Source organism: Mobilitalea sibirica (assembly GCF_015999265.1).
Classification (GTDB): Bacteria; Bacillota; Clostridia; order Lachnospirales; family Lachnospiraceae; genus Mobilitalea; species Mobilitalea sibirica.
Window position 1 is genome coordinate 23,095 of record NZ_JAEAGR010000003.1, and the last position, 15,712, is coordinate 38,806.

General features: G+C 34.2%; 14 protein-coding genes and 1 tRNA gene. 11 read left to right on the plus strand and 4 right to left on the minus strand.

Annotated elements, in window-relative coordinates; translation table 11 throughout:
- Nucleotides 1–311 precede the first annotated feature (311 nt).
- The 10 genes from I5677_RS03680 (at nucleotide 312) to I5677_RS03725 (ending at nucleotide 11,746) form a co-directional block, all read left to right on the plus strand.
- Nucleotides 312–905 (plus strand): TetR/AcrR family transcriptional regulator, encoded by a 594-nt coding sequence (locus I5677_RS03680; RefSeq protein WP_197660225.1) that lies wholly within the window; start codon nucleotides 312–314, stop codon nucleotides 903–905.
- Nucleotides 906–1,136: 231 nt separating this feature from the next.
- Nucleotides 1,137–3,236 (plus strand): efflux RND transporter permease subunit, encoded by a 2,100-nt coding sequence (locus tag I5677_RS03685; protein WP_197660226.1) that lies wholly within the window; start codon nucleotides 1,137–1,139, stop codon nucleotides 3,234–3,236.
- Between the two features lie 250 nt (nucleotides 3,237–3,486).
- Entirely contained in the window at nucleotides 3,487–5,232 is a 1,746-nt protein-coding gene (locus tag I5677_RS03690) for a hypothetical protein (RefSeq protein ID WP_197660227.1), read from the plus strand.
- 375 nt (nucleotides 5,233–5,607) lie between these two features.
- Nucleotides 5,608–5,985 carry a GntR family transcriptional regulator gene (locus I5677_RS03695; protein ID WP_197660228.1) on the plus strand — a complete coding sequence of 126 codons (378 nt, stop codon included), beginning with the start codon at nucleotides 5,608–5,610 and terminating at the stop codon, nucleotides 5,983–5,985.
- Nucleotides 5,986–6,951: an ABC transporter ATP-binding protein gene (locus tag I5677_RS03700; protein WP_330617814.1), complete on the plus strand. Its 966-nt coding sequence runs from the start codon at nucleotides 5,986–5,988 to the stop codon at nucleotides 6,949–6,951.
- A 1-nt stretch (nucleotide 6,952) separates the two neighbouring features.
- Nucleotides 6,953–7,606: an ABC-2 transporter permease gene (locus tag I5677_RS03705; protein WP_197660229.1), complete on the plus strand. Its 654-nt coding sequence runs from the start codon at nucleotides 6,953–6,955 to the stop codon at nucleotides 7,604–7,606.
- Nucleotides 7,607–7,770: 164 nt separating this feature from the next.
- The gene (locus I5677_RS03710) at nucleotides 7,771–8,304 is read left to right on the plus strand and encodes a hypothetical protein (RefSeq protein ID WP_197660230.1); all 534 of its coding nucleotides are present in this window, start codon (nucleotides 7,771–7,773) and stop codon (nucleotides 8,302–8,304) included.
- 314 nt (nucleotides 8,305–8,618) lie between these two features.
- Nucleotides 8,619–9,563, plus strand: a complete 945-nt coding sequence (locus I5677_RS03715) for an AEC family transporter (protein ID WP_197660231.1) — start codon at nucleotides 8,619–8,621, stop codon at nucleotides 9,561–9,563.
- A gap of 309 nt (nucleotides 9,564–9,872) precedes the next feature.
- Nucleotides 9,873–10,826 carry a helix-turn-helix domain-containing protein gene (locus I5677_RS03720; protein WP_197660232.1) on the plus strand — a complete coding sequence of 318 codons (954 nt, stop codon included), beginning with the start codon at nucleotides 9,873–9,875 and terminating at the stop codon, nucleotides 10,824–10,826.
- Nucleotides 10,808–11,746: a helix-turn-helix transcriptional regulator gene (locus I5677_RS03725; RefSeq protein ID WP_197660233.1), complete on the plus strand. Its 939-nt coding sequence runs from the start codon at nucleotides 10,808–10,810 to the stop codon at nucleotides 11,744–11,746. The genes I5677_RS03720 and I5677_RS03725 overlap by 19 nt, the downstream gene beginning before the upstream one ends.
- Before the next feature lie 2 nt (nucleotides 11,747–11,748).
- Here the strand turns inward: I5677_RS03725 and I5677_RS03730 are convergent, their stop codons facing one another.
- Nucleotides 11,749–12,030, minus strand: a complete 282-nt coding sequence (locus tag I5677_RS03730; protein ID WP_197660234.1) for a hypothetical protein — start codon at nucleotides 12,028–12,030, stop codon at nucleotides 11,749–11,751.
- Between the two features lie 237 nt (nucleotides 12,031–12,267).
- On the opposite strand from I5677_RS03730, the gene I5677_RS03735 reads away from it, so the two are divergent.
- Entirely contained in the window at nucleotides 12,268–13,596 is a 1,329-nt protein-coding gene (locus tag I5677_RS03735; protein ID WP_197660235.1) for a putative bifunctional diguanylate cyclase/phosphodiesterase, read from the plus strand.
- Between the two features lie 502 nt (nucleotides 13,597–14,098).
- Here the strand turns inward: I5677_RS03735 and I5677_RS03740 are convergent.
- The 3 genes from I5677_RS03740 to I5677_RS03750 all read right to left on the minus strand — a co-directional run bounded on the left by I5677_RS03740 (nucleotide 14,099) and on the right by I5677_RS03750 (nucleotide 15,687).
- A tRNA-Ala gene (locus I5677_RS03740) sits at nucleotides 14,099–14,171 on the minus strand.
- Between the two features lie 223 nt (nucleotides 14,172–14,394).
- Nucleotides 14,395–15,402, minus strand: coding sequence for a phosphotransferase (locus I5677_RS03745; protein ID WP_197660236.1), 1,008 nt, complete (start codon nucleotides 15,400–15,402; stop codon nucleotides 14,395–14,397).
- A 96-nt stretch (nucleotides 15,403–15,498) separates the two neighbouring features.
- On the minus strand, nucleotides 15,499–15,687 hold the full coding sequence (locus I5677_RS03750; RefSeq protein WP_197660237.1) for a hypothetical protein: 189 nt from the start codon (nucleotides 15,685–15,687) through the stop codon (nucleotides 15,499–15,501).
- Between the last annotated feature and the right edge of the window lie 25 nt (nucleotides 15,688–15,712).

The following is a 15,712-nucleotide window of genomic DNA, read 5'->3' on the forward strand; positions in this document are numbered from 1 at the left end:
AAGTATTTCACTACACTTAATCAATTAACAGTATTGCTATTAATTATACAATTCTAATCGGTTTTTACTTTGATCTTGCAAAGAACCAGGAGTATATTGCAGATGCTTATAAGAAAAGACTAATACCGTTACCTTATCATGAAAGAAAGATAATGGACGACTATCCTTTGGTATCAAATAAACATTGTAAGAATAATTTAATCATAAAAAGTATAAAATTCACATAAAGTCTCTATGAAATCTTAATATATAACTTTACATAATCGAAACCCGATGATAAAATGGTTGCAATGATGAACGGGGGTTCACTTATGCAGTACTTAAAGGAAGAAATAAGGAATAATATTATAGCGGCGGCATTGGAGGAGTTTACAAAGAAAGGATATCAGGATGCCTCCATGAGGGTGATTGCTTCCAATGCAGGAATAGCCATTGGTAGTGTATACCGCTATTTTAAGAATAAGGATGAGTTGTTTAATTCCATCGTAGATCCGATCTATACCAGTTTTACGTCTATGATTTTAGAATTGTATCAAACCGAAGGTGTTATATCCAGGATGCATTCCATAGCTAAGGAGATTACCGATAAGGTGATGGAGTTTTATGAAGAACATGAAGCAATACTCCTCATATTGATAGACAAAAGTAAGGGTTCCAAGTATGAAAATATCAAGGAAGAACTGATTAGGCTTTTAAACTACCGTCTCAAGAATGAGTTAGGGCCAATCTTTAAGGAAACAGGTGTAAAACTTCAGGATGAGTATATCCTTTATGTGGTTGCAGCATCCTTTATAGAAGGCTTTTTTATGATTATTAATAAATATAAAAATCTATCGATGATGAAAGAGATGATTAATCAACTGTTAATCGTGTATTTCGATGACTTTCATAAAAGATTTCAATAAAAGACCAATAAAAGTTTTTCATAAATGATTTCAACAAAAGGTTTTATAAACAATTATTTTTTTGATTTAAAAATGAACGATGGTTCACTTTTTTATCTTTTTAAAAGAAGAACGTATGAAATAGAACGTAAGATGTATATTAGTTATTGGATATCTTCAATTAGCGTTATCGTTAAAGATTTCGCTTTTAATACAACAATGTAAATTACATAATAGAAGGAGAAGAAATGTATGTTAAAAAGATTGGCAAGAATTATCGTGAATAATCGAATCAAAATCATGATTTTATTCGGAGTCATATTAGGGATTAGCATTTTATTGATTCCTATGGTCAAGGTTAACTATAATATGAGTAAATATCTACCGGAGGATATGGCGACAAAAAGATCAATGTTGATATTAGAGCAGGAGTTTGGCTTAAATGGTTCTGCTCAGGTTATGGTGTCCGATGTAAGTATACCAAAAGCAAAAGAAATTAAGGATAAAATCGCTCTGGTGGAGGGAGTAAAATCGGTAACCTGGTTGGATGATATCGTTGATATACGAAAGCCTTTGGATATATTAGAACAGGAAGTGATAGAGGAGTATTATAGAGAAAATACAGCTCTTTACCAAGTAACCTTCGACGAAAATGATCATAGTCTTAGGTCGGGAGCAGCGATTGATAAGATACGAGAGATTACCGATCAAGAGATAGCATTCAGAGGACCGACTGTTGCCGCAAAGGCTATGAGAGAAACCACTTCCAATGAAATCTTTTTAATCGTAGTATTTGTTGTTCCTATATGTCTACTGATACTGATATTAGCAACCAGTTCTTGGTTTGAACCTATACTATTTCTATTGGTAATAGGAGTGTCGGTGGTTATTAATGCAGGGACAAATGTGATATTTGGGGAAGTATCATTTATGACACAGATGAGCTCCTCTGTATTACAACTGGCGATCGCCATGGATTATTCCATATTTCTTTTGCACCGATTTGCAGAGGAAAGAGCGGAGGGAGCAGCCATAGAGGATGCAATGAGAAAAGCGTTATATAAATCTTTCACATCCATATCCTCCAGTTCATTGACCACAGTTGCCGGTTTTGTTGCACTCATGTTTATGCGGTATAAAATCGGTATGGATATGGGTCTTGTGTTGGCAAAGGGAATCTTTTTAAGCCTAATATCCGTACTGCTGCTCCTCCCGGCACTGGCAATCCTCAGTGACAAACTAATTGAGAAAACTCATCATCGTTCGTTCTTACCATCCTTTCAACGGTTTGGTAATGCAGTAGTAAAAATGAGATATTTTATTGTAGGGATTTTGCTCATAGTTATCATACCCGCTTTTCTAGGTCAGTCTTCTAATAATTTTCTCTATGGAGAAGCATCCGTGGCTTTAAGTGAAGGAACTCAGGCAGCCGAGGAAGAAGCACGAATCGAAGCTATGTTTGGACGATACAACCCGGTTTTATTATTGGTTCCTAGCGGAGAAATAGCAAGAGAATCAGCTTTGGTAACGAAACTTAATAATTTGGATACAGTAAAGAATGTTCAAGCGTTGGTTACGATTGCGGATACCGCAATTGCCCGTGAGATGTTACCACAAAAAGTTGTTGAGCAGTTTGAAACAGAAAATTATAGCAGGATGATTCTCAATATGAACACAGAAGTGGAGAATGATGAAGCATTCAAAGCAGTTGATCATATTAAGGAGCTAACCAGGAGTTATTATGGGGAAGATTATATTATGGTAGGTTCTACGGTTAGTGTGCGAGATATTAAATCTGTAGTGGATGTGGATTATACCCGAGTCAATCTAATCTCCATCCTCGCAGTTGGATTTATACTGCTGCTTACCTTCCGGTCCTTATTACTACCGGTAATTCTTATACTAGTTATAGAATCTTCCATATGGATTAATATGTCAATTCCCTATTTTATGGGGTCAAATTTAATCTTTATTGGTTATATGATTGTCAGTGCAGTTCAATTAGGAGCAACGATAGATTACGCGATACTTCTTACAGATCGATATCTTCATAACCGTAAAAAGCTGGATAAAAAGTCTGCGGTTTCTAAGGCGATAGCAGATTCCGGTGGTTCTATCCTCACATCGGCAGGGATTCTTTGTACGGCGGGATTTATTATGGGAAGGATATCCACCATAAGCGGCATATCCGAACTGGGAATTCTCATAGGAAGGGGTGCCTTACTCAGTGGGCTTTTAGTATTCATATTACTGCCTCAATTATTGCTTATTCTGGATAATGCAATCCATTCTACGACACTGAAGGAAACTACAATTAAGAAATTGTTTTATAAGAATAGGCAGGAGGGATAATATACTTTGAGGTTGAAGAACTTAGAGCTAGGAATAATAAAAGATCGGGTTATTAAGTGTTTAATAGATACAAATTAAATAGCTGTTAAATTGGTAGATACAAATTTAGAGATAATAAAAAATATAGAAATATTGATATAAAAAATATTTAGTTGATGGAGGCTAATGGATATCTTTATAAAATTTGGATACTAAATTATTGATAATAAATCAGTTTAAATTAGCAATATTGAGAAAAGGAGTTAACAGTATGAGAAAGCGAAATATTTTGAATAGGAGAATATATGTCAGTCTAATCGTTTTATTGATGATTGGTCTAACCGGTCTATATATGGCTCATCAGGTAAATGCAGCAGATGAGACTAAAACCAATCAAACCGGAGAAGAGGTTCAAGCTACGGAAAGCGGGTTAACAAATTCAAAGCTTGAAGGACTGGAAACAACAACAGTTCAAAAAGATGAGACGGTTTATGTAAATCTGAACCATAATGGAACTGTATCAAAGATTAATATAGTGAATTATTTTCATGTTAATGGTGACGGAGAGTACATGGATTATGGTAATTATGACAGCATTAAAAACTTAACCAATGAGGTAGAACCGATTCTGAAAGATAACTCTATTCGTTGGCAGCTAACCGGTTCAACCGAGGAATTTTTTTACCAGGGTTCGTTAAAATCAGGAGAGCTTCCTTGGAATTTTGAGATACAATACACCTTAAATGGGAATGTGATAGAACCGGAAGCATTGACAGGAGTAGAAGGAGAATTAGGAATATTAATAGATGTTAAAGTAAATGAAGAGGCTCACGAATACTTTAGAAAAAATTATATGATGCAGATTACAGTTCCTCTTAATATGAAGCATTGTACTTTATTATCGGCACCGGGAGCTATTCAGATGATCGCCGGCAGTACAAAAAACTTGGCTTATACCGTTCTTCCGGAAACCTCACAATCTATAGGAATAAAAGCCGATGTTCGGGATTTTTCTATGCAGGGGATTGATCTTACCATGATGGCAGCCGATATGTCTGCTTATATTCAGACAGAAGAGATAACAGATGGATTTGGTGAAATGTCTACTGGAATAGAAGAACTGGCCGATGGAACAGCGAAGTTAAGAGATGGTATCTCGGAGCTTTCAACAGGGTTACTAACATTAAGCGATGGAATGAAGGAATTGTCCGATAACACGCCTCTGCTTTCCGAGGGTATGAAAGAGTTTGACGAAGGAATAAAGGCATTATCCGAGAATTTAAATAATATATCCTCCGGCTCAAGCCTAATGGAAGCAGGTTTGCTTAGTATGGTAGATCATGGGGGCCAGCTTTCAACAGGGTATAAAGAAATTGCCAACGGAATGAGTACTTTACTTACTATGAAGGAAGAATTGACTGCTATAGCCGGTGAGATGGCACAAAGTAAAGATCCGGTAGTAGCACAAACCGCGCAGGCATTAGTCTCGCAGATGGAAGGAATTAGCCAGCTTCTTGCAAGTCTTGAGAACTTGAACTATAACCTGGATCAATATATGCAGGGTGTTAAGCAGACAGCAGGAAACTATAGTGAAATAAACAGCGGTATCACTGCATTAGCAGGGGGCGCCGGAGATCTTGCCGGGGGTTTTCAGGAAATCAAGAGAGGGAACAATGAAGTATATATGGCTATAAGCGACCTGGGAGATGGTTTGGAGCAGATTAGTAATGCGACAGCTTTGATACCGGAGCAAACACAACAATTAGTGGACGGACAATGGCAGATGAAAGATGGGATTGAGGAAGCTTCTATGACAATTGAAGAACTAACCGGAGCTTCGAAGGATAGCAAAAATAAGACGGTTTCTTTTGCAGCTCCGGGCAAGATTACGCCAAATTCCGTACAATTTATTCTACGAACACCGGCAATTGAAAAGAGAACAGAACATATTGTTGAGGCTGAAGAAGAACAGGATACAAAAAACTTCTGGGATCGATTATTTGACTTATTCAGTTAAATTAAATAAGAAGCTAGCTATCTATTAAATTACCCAGATAAAGATAACAAGAAAAGTATGATGGTGGTTAGCGTTTTTACACCCCAAATATTGGCTGATAAGCCGGTATTTGAGGTGTTTTTTTATATAACCTTCTTTTAAATAATTGCTTAAATCAAATGTAAATTAGATGATTTACTAAATACATGAATCTAATCAAAAATTCTTTTATTATTTTTAATACTAGCTTTGCTAAACCGAATAATTTTCTAAAAACATTAGAAGCTATCTTTTGAATCTTATAAAAAAAGCTCAATTACATATTGACTTTCAAATTCACTGATGTTATAGTGTGTATAAACAATATATACACTATAACACTTAGGAGGTGAAACGATGGATATCCTAATCAGCAATTCTAGCGAAAAGCCGATTTATGAACAGATTACATCTCAGATAAAACAAATGATTATAAGCGGTGAATTAAAAGCAGGCAGCCTGTTGCCTTCCATGCGGATGCTGGCAAAGGAACTACGTATCAGCGTTATCACCACAAAAAGAGCATATGAGGATTTGGAGCGGGATGGCTTCATCTATACAGTTGTGGGTAAAGGAAGTTTTGTGGCAGAGAAAAATATGGAGTTTGTTAGAGAGGAGCAACTTCGCATTGTGGAGGAGCATCTTAGTAAAGCGGTATCAGGGGCAAAGGCCGGCGGTATTGATTTATACGAATTGCAAGAGATTATAAAAATGTTATATGAGGAGGAAGCATAAATGTCAAGTATCAGTTCAGTAAATGAGAGAACAAAAGCTAATAACCCGAATAAATTAAACTTTTCTAAACAGGAAAAAGTAGATATGATGAATGATATTATGACTCAAAATGTAATTGAGATTAAAAACCTGGTAAAACATTATAAGGGTTTTTCATTAAACAATATCAGTTTTTCTGTACCTATGGGTTCTATCATGGGTTTTGTCGGTGAGAATGGGGCCGGAAAGACGACTACCATCAAAGCGATACTGGACTTAATTCATGTAGACCAAGGAGAGGTATCGATTATGGGTACGGCTGCTAAAAACTTATCCAAGGAGCTAAAATCATTGATAGGAGTGGTGTTCGACGGAAGTAATCTCCATGATAATCTAACAGTGGTCAATATCAATGCTATAATGAAAAAAATTTATCCCAATTGGGACGAAGAAGTTTATAAAAGCTATTTAAAAAAGTTTCAGTTGCCGGAGGGTAAGATTATTAAGGATTTCTCCCGTGGTATGAAGATGAAGTTATCAATCACAATTGCTTTATCCCATCATTCCAAGCTATTGATTTTAGATGAGGCAACCAGTGGCTTGGATCCAATCATTCGGGATGAAATATTGGATATTTTTCTAGAGTTTATACAGGATGAAGAGCATACGATTTTACTATCATCCCATATTATCAGTGATATCGAGAAGATTGCGGACTATGTAACCTTTATTCATCAAGGCAATATCGTATTTAGCAAGAGTAAGGATGAGCTGATTTACCAGCATGGTGTTATCCGGTGTCGTAAAGAAGATGTGTCTGCAATTGATAAATCTTATATTGTTGGTATCCGTGAGAACAACTTTGGAGCCGAGGTGATGATACAGGATAAAGACAGATTTACAAGAAAGAATCATGAATTTAACGTAGAGAGAACATCAATCGAAGAAATCATGTTGTTTATTACCAGGGGAAAGGAGTTAAAATAATATGCTGGGTCTGATACTAAAAGATTTCATAAATCTTAAAAAGAATTTTAAGATCTTTGGAGCCTTAATTCTGTTATATGGATTTATGGCATTTGCGATGGAAAGTTCAAGTTATTTCAGCAGTATGTTTACCTTAGTCTTTGCCATGCTAATACTAAGTACGTATTCCTATGATGAGATGGTAAAGTGGGATGGTTATGCGTTAACGATGCCGATAACGAAAAATAATATCGTCCAAGGAAAATATATTACGATGTTGATGCTTACCGTACTTGGATTTATTATTAGCGGTATTAGTCTTGTTGTTATCAATACTATTTTAAATGTGGATAATCTATTCGGCGGTATCCAGGTAAGTGCACTTGGAGCAGCATTAGTTATTTTGTTTTATAGTATTACAATTCCCTTCATAACTAAGCTGGGTATAGAAAAGGCAAGATTTATTTTTATAATTGTATATATGGTACCTTTTTTTCTGGGATTTATGGGATATAAAGCAATCAAGGAGCAAGGATTACAACCACCGGTAAAATTAATCGAGTTTTTTGAGTTTTGTATCGATCATGCCTATATCATCATACCGGTTATTGTTCTGATTGCATTAATGCTTTCATATTCAATATCTATTCGAATCTATCAAAAGAAGGAATTCTGAACAAGGAACATCTGTAATGAAATATTAGTTTTATTTAAGCTTTCGATATGATTGAAAATTAACTATAGTTTAAGAATTAATATCAACCATCTTTTTTTCATCACCTTTCGAAACAGGATTCATAAGATATTATGTGAATTGTTACGTGGAAAGGGGCATTGATTTTGAATAAAGATGTCTATAAACAAACTAAAAAAAATGATAAAGATACTATAAACTTAAAGCAACAGCAGTTTTTCCCGGGTAGGGTTCCATCTCCACCTAGAACGAACGGCCAACCTTCGACACCTCCACCGAATTTTGTTCCACAGCTACCAAGAATGAATGGTCAGCCACAGGGCCAGTTCAATATATTTGAACCGTACAGAGATATTTCGGAAATGCCTTTTGGTAGAAGAGATAGAGATGATCGAAGAGACAGGGATGATCGAAGAGACAGAGATGATCGAAGATATAGGGATGACCGTAGAGATATTGGATTTATGTTTGACTGGTGGAGAAGGAGACGACCGGATGATTTACAGCGTTGTATGAATCGTTTTACTTATATATGGTTATTTAATGGCAATAGTTTTTGGTTTTATCCTGTATCTGCTAGATGGGGGTATATAGAAGGCTTCCGTTGGAGAAGGGTAGGCGGTTGGACTTATACACGGATTAATACAAGCAGAATTTTCTACTATCGTTGCTTTAATTAATTCCGATATGAATATTTATATATCTATTGTAAATATAATGCAACTTCATACGTAGGCTTTGATATGATGTGCATCAGAAACATTTGGTATAAAACTAATGTTTTGGGTGCACTTTATTATGCGTAAAACTACAGCTTTATGTATATGTATATTTCAAAGTACTACGATGGGGGAGGGTAAATATCCTGATCTATTAGATTTTGAAGAGAATGAATCGTTATTATAGATAATATATTGAAAAATATTCATATTCTGTTATGATAAAAGAACAGTATTAACGAGTAATACATTTTGACCCAGGAAGGTTACGAAGGATGAATGATTTGATTTTTAGTATGAATATAGTTCTGCCTGTATTCTTAGTGATTTTATTCGGTTATATTCTAAGAAAAAATGGAGTTATAACTAAGGAATTTATAGCAACTGCTACTACCATAGTGTATTACTATGCCTTACCTGCCAAGCTTTTTCAAAATGTAGTGGAGAGTGATTTCTATTCTTTGTTTAATATAAAATTCATCCTATTTACTACGGGGGCTACCGTCTTATCCTTTATATTAATATGGGCTTTCGCTACGATATTGATTAAGGATAGAAGTAAGATCAGTGCATTTGTTCATGGCGCTTATCGTGGAAATTATGTATATATAGGGTTACCGATTACACAAAATATTTTGCAGACAGAAATTATTCCAAGCTCTATTCTTATAATTGCATTCGTGCTACCGATATATAATATTTTATCTGTCATATTGTTATCCTATTATAGTGGGCAAAGAGATAAATTGAGTTTTGGTAACCTGACGTTAAGTATTATAAAAAACCCCATGATTGTAGCGATACTTGCTGCATTACCAATCTCGTTATTAAAGCTAGAGCTTCCGTTTTCAATATCTAAATCTATGAATTATATAGGTACTTTGGCAACTCCAATGGCATTACTGCTGGTAGGAGCCAGTATCAGATTTCATACATTTACCTCTAATAAGAAATTAATCATTAGTTCATCGATAATTAAGGTGATGATACAGCCTCTTATTTTTATTCCATTTGCAGTGCTTTTCGGTTTTCATTCACAGGACATTGTTACTATATATGTAATGCTGGCAACACCAACAGCTATGAATGCATATATTATGACGAAAAAACTGGGCGGAGATGGAGAGATTAGTGCAGGAATAATTGTTTTAACGGTTCTATTATCTGTTGTGACAATTCCGATGGGAGCTTATATATTTAAGTTGTTAGGTATTATTTAATTTAATCAAGATGAGATATAAAAATTAAGACTAGTCACATAACCATATGAAAAGAAAGACATGTAGTAAGCTGTCTTTCTTTTTTGCTTCTCCAGGTAAGAATGAGTATCCTGCCGTATCATCTTGCTATGGCTGAGGCTATACGATAAAAGGATGTCTCATTAGGAAATAAGCTTTTTCTTTTCGTTTATAACATAATATGATAAAATAATTATGCAGATACTTGTTTTAATATGGATCATCATGCATAATAATAAAAAATAATACATATCATTCAATTCGATTTTAATTGCTTGGGAGGCTTGAACGATGGTAGCAGATATTGAAATGCAAAATAATAAGATAGGATCAGCGATTCAATATTTTCGCGAGATACATCATATCTCTCAAGGAAAGTTATGTCAAGGTTTGTGTTCTGTTGCAACTTTGTCAAGAATAGAAGCCGGAGAGAGGGATGTAGATTCTTTTTTACTGGAAACATTACTGGAACGGTTAGGAAAAACACCGAATCATTTTGAATTGATATTAACAGATTTTGACTACATTTCCTTTCAGAATAGAGAAGAGATAAAAAAACAAATTGATAATAATAATATACAAGCAGCCTATAATCGACTTCATAAATATGAAAAAATCGCAGGATCTAAAGGGACTGTTCATAAACAGTTTATATTAACAAGCAAGGCTTATCTTAACGAACTACAAGGTGGTTCAGTAGAAGAGACAATTAACTTATTAATGGATGCAATTTCCTCGACTGTTCCGGACTTTAAGACGAATAAAATAAAAGATTATTATTTAAGCAATACGGAGATGAATCTGATTATAGATATTATAAAACGTATGATATCCGCCGATATGATAGGAACAGCAAAAAGTATATTGATGCAAGTAATCGAATATCTGGATTTTCATCATTTGGCAGAAGATAGTTATATGATATATCCAAAAGTAGCAATTATAGCTTCGAGGCTTTTTATGCAGAGTTATGAACTTAATAAGGCATTAGAAATGTGTGAAAAAGGCATTGATAAGAATAAAGGCAATCGAAAACTGGATTATCTGGGTGAATTATCATTCATAAAAGCTCAGATTATGGAAGCATTATTAAAGGCGCAAAATAAATGGGTGCCGGGGCACAAAGATTGTCTAAAACAATATTTAAAGGCTTATTATGTACTGGAATTTTGCGAAGAGTATACCATATCAGATGAAATAAAGAAACACCTACAGGAGGATTACCAATGGGAAGGTATCGATTAGGGGATATTATTCGAATGACCAGAAAATCTCTCTCCATTACGCAGGAACAGTTAAGTGAAGATATTTGTTCCGTAGAAACTTTATCAAGGATAGAGACAGGAAAACAAAACCCCAGTAGGGACACCTATGATTTATTAATGGAACGTATGGGACGTATCAGAGAGAGAGCATATTCTATGTTATCGGTTTCTGATTTTCAAGTTTTAGAAAAGATGAAGCTGTTTGAGGATTATATTAAACTATTTGAATATGAGAAAGCAGAAGAAGTATTAAATGATATAAAAGAGAAGCTGGGTAATAGTATATTAGATCAGCAGTTTTTAATTCGAGCAGAAAATATCGTTAATTATCGTTTACAAAAAATTACGACAGAGGAATATTTAGAAGGATTCGAGAAAGCAATCTCTTTAACAATTCCGAAATACGGTATAATATCCTTATCCAATTGGCCGCTTAATTTTAATGAAGCTCTTCTATTGCTGAATATCTCTATAGCTTATGCAGAAAAAAAGGATTATGATAAAGCAATAGACATTATTGAAGAAGTGAACTGTGCAATAAAGCAAAGCTATATGGAAGAGCAACAAAGAGTGGTCATGCAGGTAACTAATCTGAGTAACCTATCAAAGTGGTATGGTTTAGTTGAAAAACATGAGAAAGCCATTGAACTTGCTGAAGAAGGAATCGCGATATGTAAGAAATATAAATTTGGCCACATACTCCCAAATCTACTATACAGTGTTGTATGGAATAAAGAGCAGTTAATCGATATGGGAGTGATGCCGCCTGATACTAAAAGAGAATGCTTAAATTATCTTAATAGAGCATATTATATTGCATCCGTTATGCAACAATCGTTTGTGCAACAATTTATTAAAACACATATGGAAGAAAAATATTATGTAAATCTTAATCAATGAAATTAATAAGATTCAGTAGGTGGTAAATCATTACACAATATCATACCATCCTCCAGTGCTGCAATAGATGATAATTCATCTGTAAAAAGTAGTCCGGGTTTAATTGAATAAGACTCAGTCGGAGGTAAGTCATTACAAAGAGTTATTTCTGGAGTAATAGAATAAGACTCAACCGGTGGTAGATCATTCGCAGGGCTTGATAAAGAGCCTTTTAAAACCGGAATAGTAAGACCTAAGATAACGAGTAACATGGTTGCAATTAATTTTCTTTTAAAATTTTTCATTTTAAAACCTCCTTAAAATTGAAGTGAATGGGGATAAATAGTAAAAAAGTAAAATTTTATAAATAAAAATACGCAACGTGTATTTTTATTTATAAAAATCATAATATGTAAATAAACGAAATACCATGACGTATTTGGAAAATTTATTTTTCCAAATACGTCATGGTATTTTATAAAACTTTATTTTAGTATATTAATTGACAGATATAGACGACCAATTCACAAGAGAGAATTCATATGGGAAAAACAAGTGAGAGAACGACGTTACACTATGATGCATTAACTGGATTACCTAAATTGAATTTACTAAAAAATAAGATTACAGATCTTATAAGCCCAGGATCCGGTGAGCAAATTACCGGAGCTGATAGTTTTGCGATAATTTATATAGAAGTAGACAATTTTAGATATTTAGTAGACACTTATGGAACAAAAGCAGGAAACGAAGTTATTAAATGTATTTCTAATTACCTCACCTGCAAAATAAAAGAACCTCATTTTATTGCAAGAATAGCTCGGGATAAGTTCGCAATAGTTATAGACGAATTTAAATCAAATACCAAGCTAGTACATTACATAGAGAATATTATTAATAATGCCTGTACCAAATGTTCGACGAATTATATATTTTATATATCAATGAGTGCCGGAATTGCTGTCTTTCCCGATCATGGAAGAGATTTAAAATCCTTGCTGAAAAACACAGAAACAGCAATGTTTACAGCAAAGAGTCTGGGAAGTGAGATTAATATATATAGTGATCAACTAAAAAAAGATATAGTGAACCAAATTCAGATGGTGAATAAATTACAGGTTGGGATAGAGAAAGAGGAGTTTACATTATTCTATCAACCGGAATTTAACCTTCATACGAATGAAATTATCGGTGTTGAGGCGCTGGTAAGATGGCCGCATCCCGAGAATGGATTTATATCCCCGAATACCTTTATACCCATCGCAGAAAAGTCCAAGCAAATATATGCATTGGAACAATGGATTGTGAATAATGCTTTGAAACAAAAGTTAAAATGGGAAGAAGATGGGTTAGAGCATATAGAATTATCAATTAATTTGTCCAGTAAGACTTTAGAAAGTGAAAGTAATTTTCAAAAAATTGAACAGATAATTGCATCCTACAAAGTAGATTATACGAAGATTATATTTGAAATTACAGAAACTGTAATTATATCCCATGTCGATACAGCGATAGAAAGACTAAATCGGTTAAGAGAATACGGTATTAGAATTGCTTTAGATGATTTCGGTACAGGATTTTCCTCCCTGACTCATATTATGAAACTACCGATAGATATTATAAAAATAGACAGAAGTTTTATTAAATCAATACCAAAAGGAAATGAAGAAACGGTAATAACGAAAAACATTCTATCTTTGGCGCAGGATTTAAACTACAGAGTGGTTGCGGAAGGGATAGAGACGCAGGAACAATTAGAATATCTAAAATTGATCTCCTGTGATAGAGGCCAAGGTTATTTACTGTGTACACCCTTACCTTCGGATAAAGTTTACGAAGTCTTAAGGTCATCGGATGATTGTGTGTTTTGAGCATAAGCCTCTAATAATTAATTAGAATTTTTCAAAAACATTTGCTATATATAAATATGGCAACAGGTGTTTGGGGATAAAGAATGACGCACTTAGGTGCGTCATTCTTTTGTGTGATTTATATAGACTCTCTAAGAAGCCTACCACTATATTATATCCAACTATCTGTAATTTTTTCGAAACTTTATGGTAACATAGGAAATCATGAATAGAAGAAGAGTCAAGAGGACCGTTACGATTACAACAACAGTGCGGTACTTTGTAATAGGGAATAGAAGGCCCCATATGTACTTGGTACGTATAAGGATGTATACTTTCCAACTAATTGATGAGATAATAAGATATATCATAAGAATACCGGTAAGAATACCAAGTAACAACATAATACCTGTGAAACCTTTTCGCAAAATACATCTTCCCTTTTATTTTTAATATATGAAAATAGGGTAGTAAGTATGATGTTATGCTGCAATGCGAATGGTTATTAAAGGCAATAAAAAAATGGAGCATAGGGGATTCGAACCCCTGACCCCCACACTGCCAGTGTGGTGCGCTCCCAGCTGCGCTAATGCCCCATCAGTATATGTATTATATCAAATTTAGCGTTAATGTCAATTACTAATATTTCTGGTTTGCATTGAAATCTATAAAATTTCTATAACCAAAAATAGAGAGATTTAGGGTGACTAGTTGAGTAATAAATATAGGCCTATGATGAATTTCAAAGTACTTATTTCATTACCAGATCGGAATATACTTTAAAATGTTGGATTAAATCGCCGTAGCGAGAACTTAACTTTATAATGTATTAAACCAATTCCTTATCATCTGTTTTTGATTATCATAATATATGAGAGCTTCTATAGTTGCTGTAATCTGTTCCATACCAAGTTTAATCTCTTTCTCATCTGTACTCTCAATTCCTAAGGCTCGTTTTAAGCTATACTCTAACCATCCAAGCATACCGTCATATCCACTATCAAGGATACAATCCCAATCAACAGTATTCGTATTCATGTTAATCCTATATGCGTTGAATAAAGCTAAAAATTTCTCTTTATCCAAATTCCCATTACCACGATCAGCCCAGTAATTCAATACTTCTAACAATTCTTTGTAGGGGTTCACATATCCGGCAGCTTCCCAATCAATTAAATATAGCTTGCCTTGATGCCACATCACATTTTTAGGATCTAAATCTCTATGACTAATGACCGTGTATTCGGATAACTGGCGGTTAGCATCATTCACAGATTTGTTCCATATGTTTAGTTTATCTATAATACCGGTATAAACATCAATCCAAGAAGCGTTTTGTTGCACCCCCTTGTCATAATAAAACTGCCAATTGTATGTAACTGCTTCTGAATTCTCTTTTCTTACTCCGGGTACAGCAATATCTAACTGATGCATTTTACCTAAAACATCTCCAACTTTATAGCAGTTTTCCTTAGTGATCGAAGGCGGAAATATGGATGTCCCTTCAATCCATTCATATACCATAAAATATTTATCACCAAATTGTAAGAGATTCTGCCCATTAAAAGTTAAAGCAGCAACTACCGGAAAATGATTAGAAAAAGTAGCTGCAATTCGTTCTGAATTAAGCATATTTTCTATAACACCATCCCGTTGCATGATGGATGGATTTAACCACTTAACAGCATAGATGTTTTTATCAGTTGAAACCCGATAAATTTTGTGCATAAGACCACCTGTAATACTTATCGGAGTGTCTATTACCTGTCCGATACCAAATGTATGAAATAATTCTTCAATTTCATGTAAGTGTAGTTTGTGGTTCATTCGTGCTCCTTTAGAATGAAAGTTATCATTAATTTTATATTACCAATTCCAAGTACTTTGATATATAAAATTAAATCGTACGACTGATTTTGTTGGTTATTCATGTATAGTATAGTAAACAATATAAATCATTTCTCTTGAGGAGGTTCTTTCAATTCTTGTAACAAGTCCCCCAATATTACATATTTGGGTTTTAATTTTCTTTTCACAAATCATTGGACCCACCACATAGTTTTCTAATAAAAGTGGAACTAAAATAATAATTGACCATATTACATATTCCATAGAATATTATTCCTCCTCATAGTTA

What these genes read in the sequence shown, in the direction of transcription:
- I5677_RS03750 (WP_197660237.1), bottom strand. Translation starts at nt 15,687, where the DNA reads ATGGAATATGTAATATGGTCAATTATTATTTTAGTTCCACTTTTATTA.
- I5677_RS03690 (WP_197660227.1), top strand. Translation starts at nt 3,487, where the DNA reads ATGAGAAAGCGAAATATTTTGAATAGGAGAATATATGTCAGTCTAATC.
- I5677_RS03715 (WP_197660231.1), top strand. Translation starts at nt 8,619, where the DNA reads ATGAATGATTTGATTTTTAGTATGAATATAGTTCTGCCTGTATTCTTA.
- I5677_RS03700 (WP_330617814.1), top strand. Translation starts at nt 5,986, where the DNA reads ATGTCAAGTATCAGTTCAGTAAATGAGAGAACAAAAGCTAATAACCCG.
- I5677_RS03735 (WP_197660235.1), top strand. Translation starts at nt 12,268, where the DNA reads ATGGGAAAAACAAGTGAGAGAACGACGTTACACTATGATGCATTAACT.
- I5677_RS03680 (WP_197660225.1), top strand. Translation starts at nt 312, where the DNA reads ATGCAGTACTTAAAGGAAGAAATAAGGAATAATATTATAGCGGCGGCA.
- I5677_RS03685 (WP_197660226.1), top strand. Translation starts at nt 1,137, where the DNA reads ATGTTAAAAAGATTGGCAAGAATTATCGTGAATAATCGAATCAAAATC.
- I5677_RS03720 (WP_197660232.1), top strand. Translation starts at nt 9,873, where the DNA reads ATGGTAGCAGATATTGAAATGCAAAATAATAAGATAGGATCAGCGATT.
- I5677_RS03730 (WP_197660234.1), bottom strand. Translation starts at nt 12,030, where the DNA reads ATGAAAAATTTTAAAAGAAAATTAATTGCAACCATGTTACTCGTTATC.
- I5677_RS03745 (WP_197660236.1), bottom strand. Translation starts at nt 15,402, where the DNA reads ATGAACCACAAACTACACTTACATGAAATTGAAGAATTATTTCATACA.
- I5677_RS03695 (WP_197660228.1), top strand. Translation starts at nt 5,608, where the DNA reads ATGGATATCCTAATCAGCAATTCTAGCGAAAAGCCGATTTATGAACAG.
- I5677_RS03725 (WP_197660233.1), top strand. Translation starts at nt 10,808, where the DNA reads ATGGGAAGGTATCGATTAGGGGATATTATTCGAATGACCAGAAAATCT.
- I5677_RS03705 (WP_197660229.1), top strand. Translation starts at nt 6,953, where the DNA reads ATGCTGGGTCTGATACTAAAAGATTTCATAAATCTTAAAAAGAATTTT.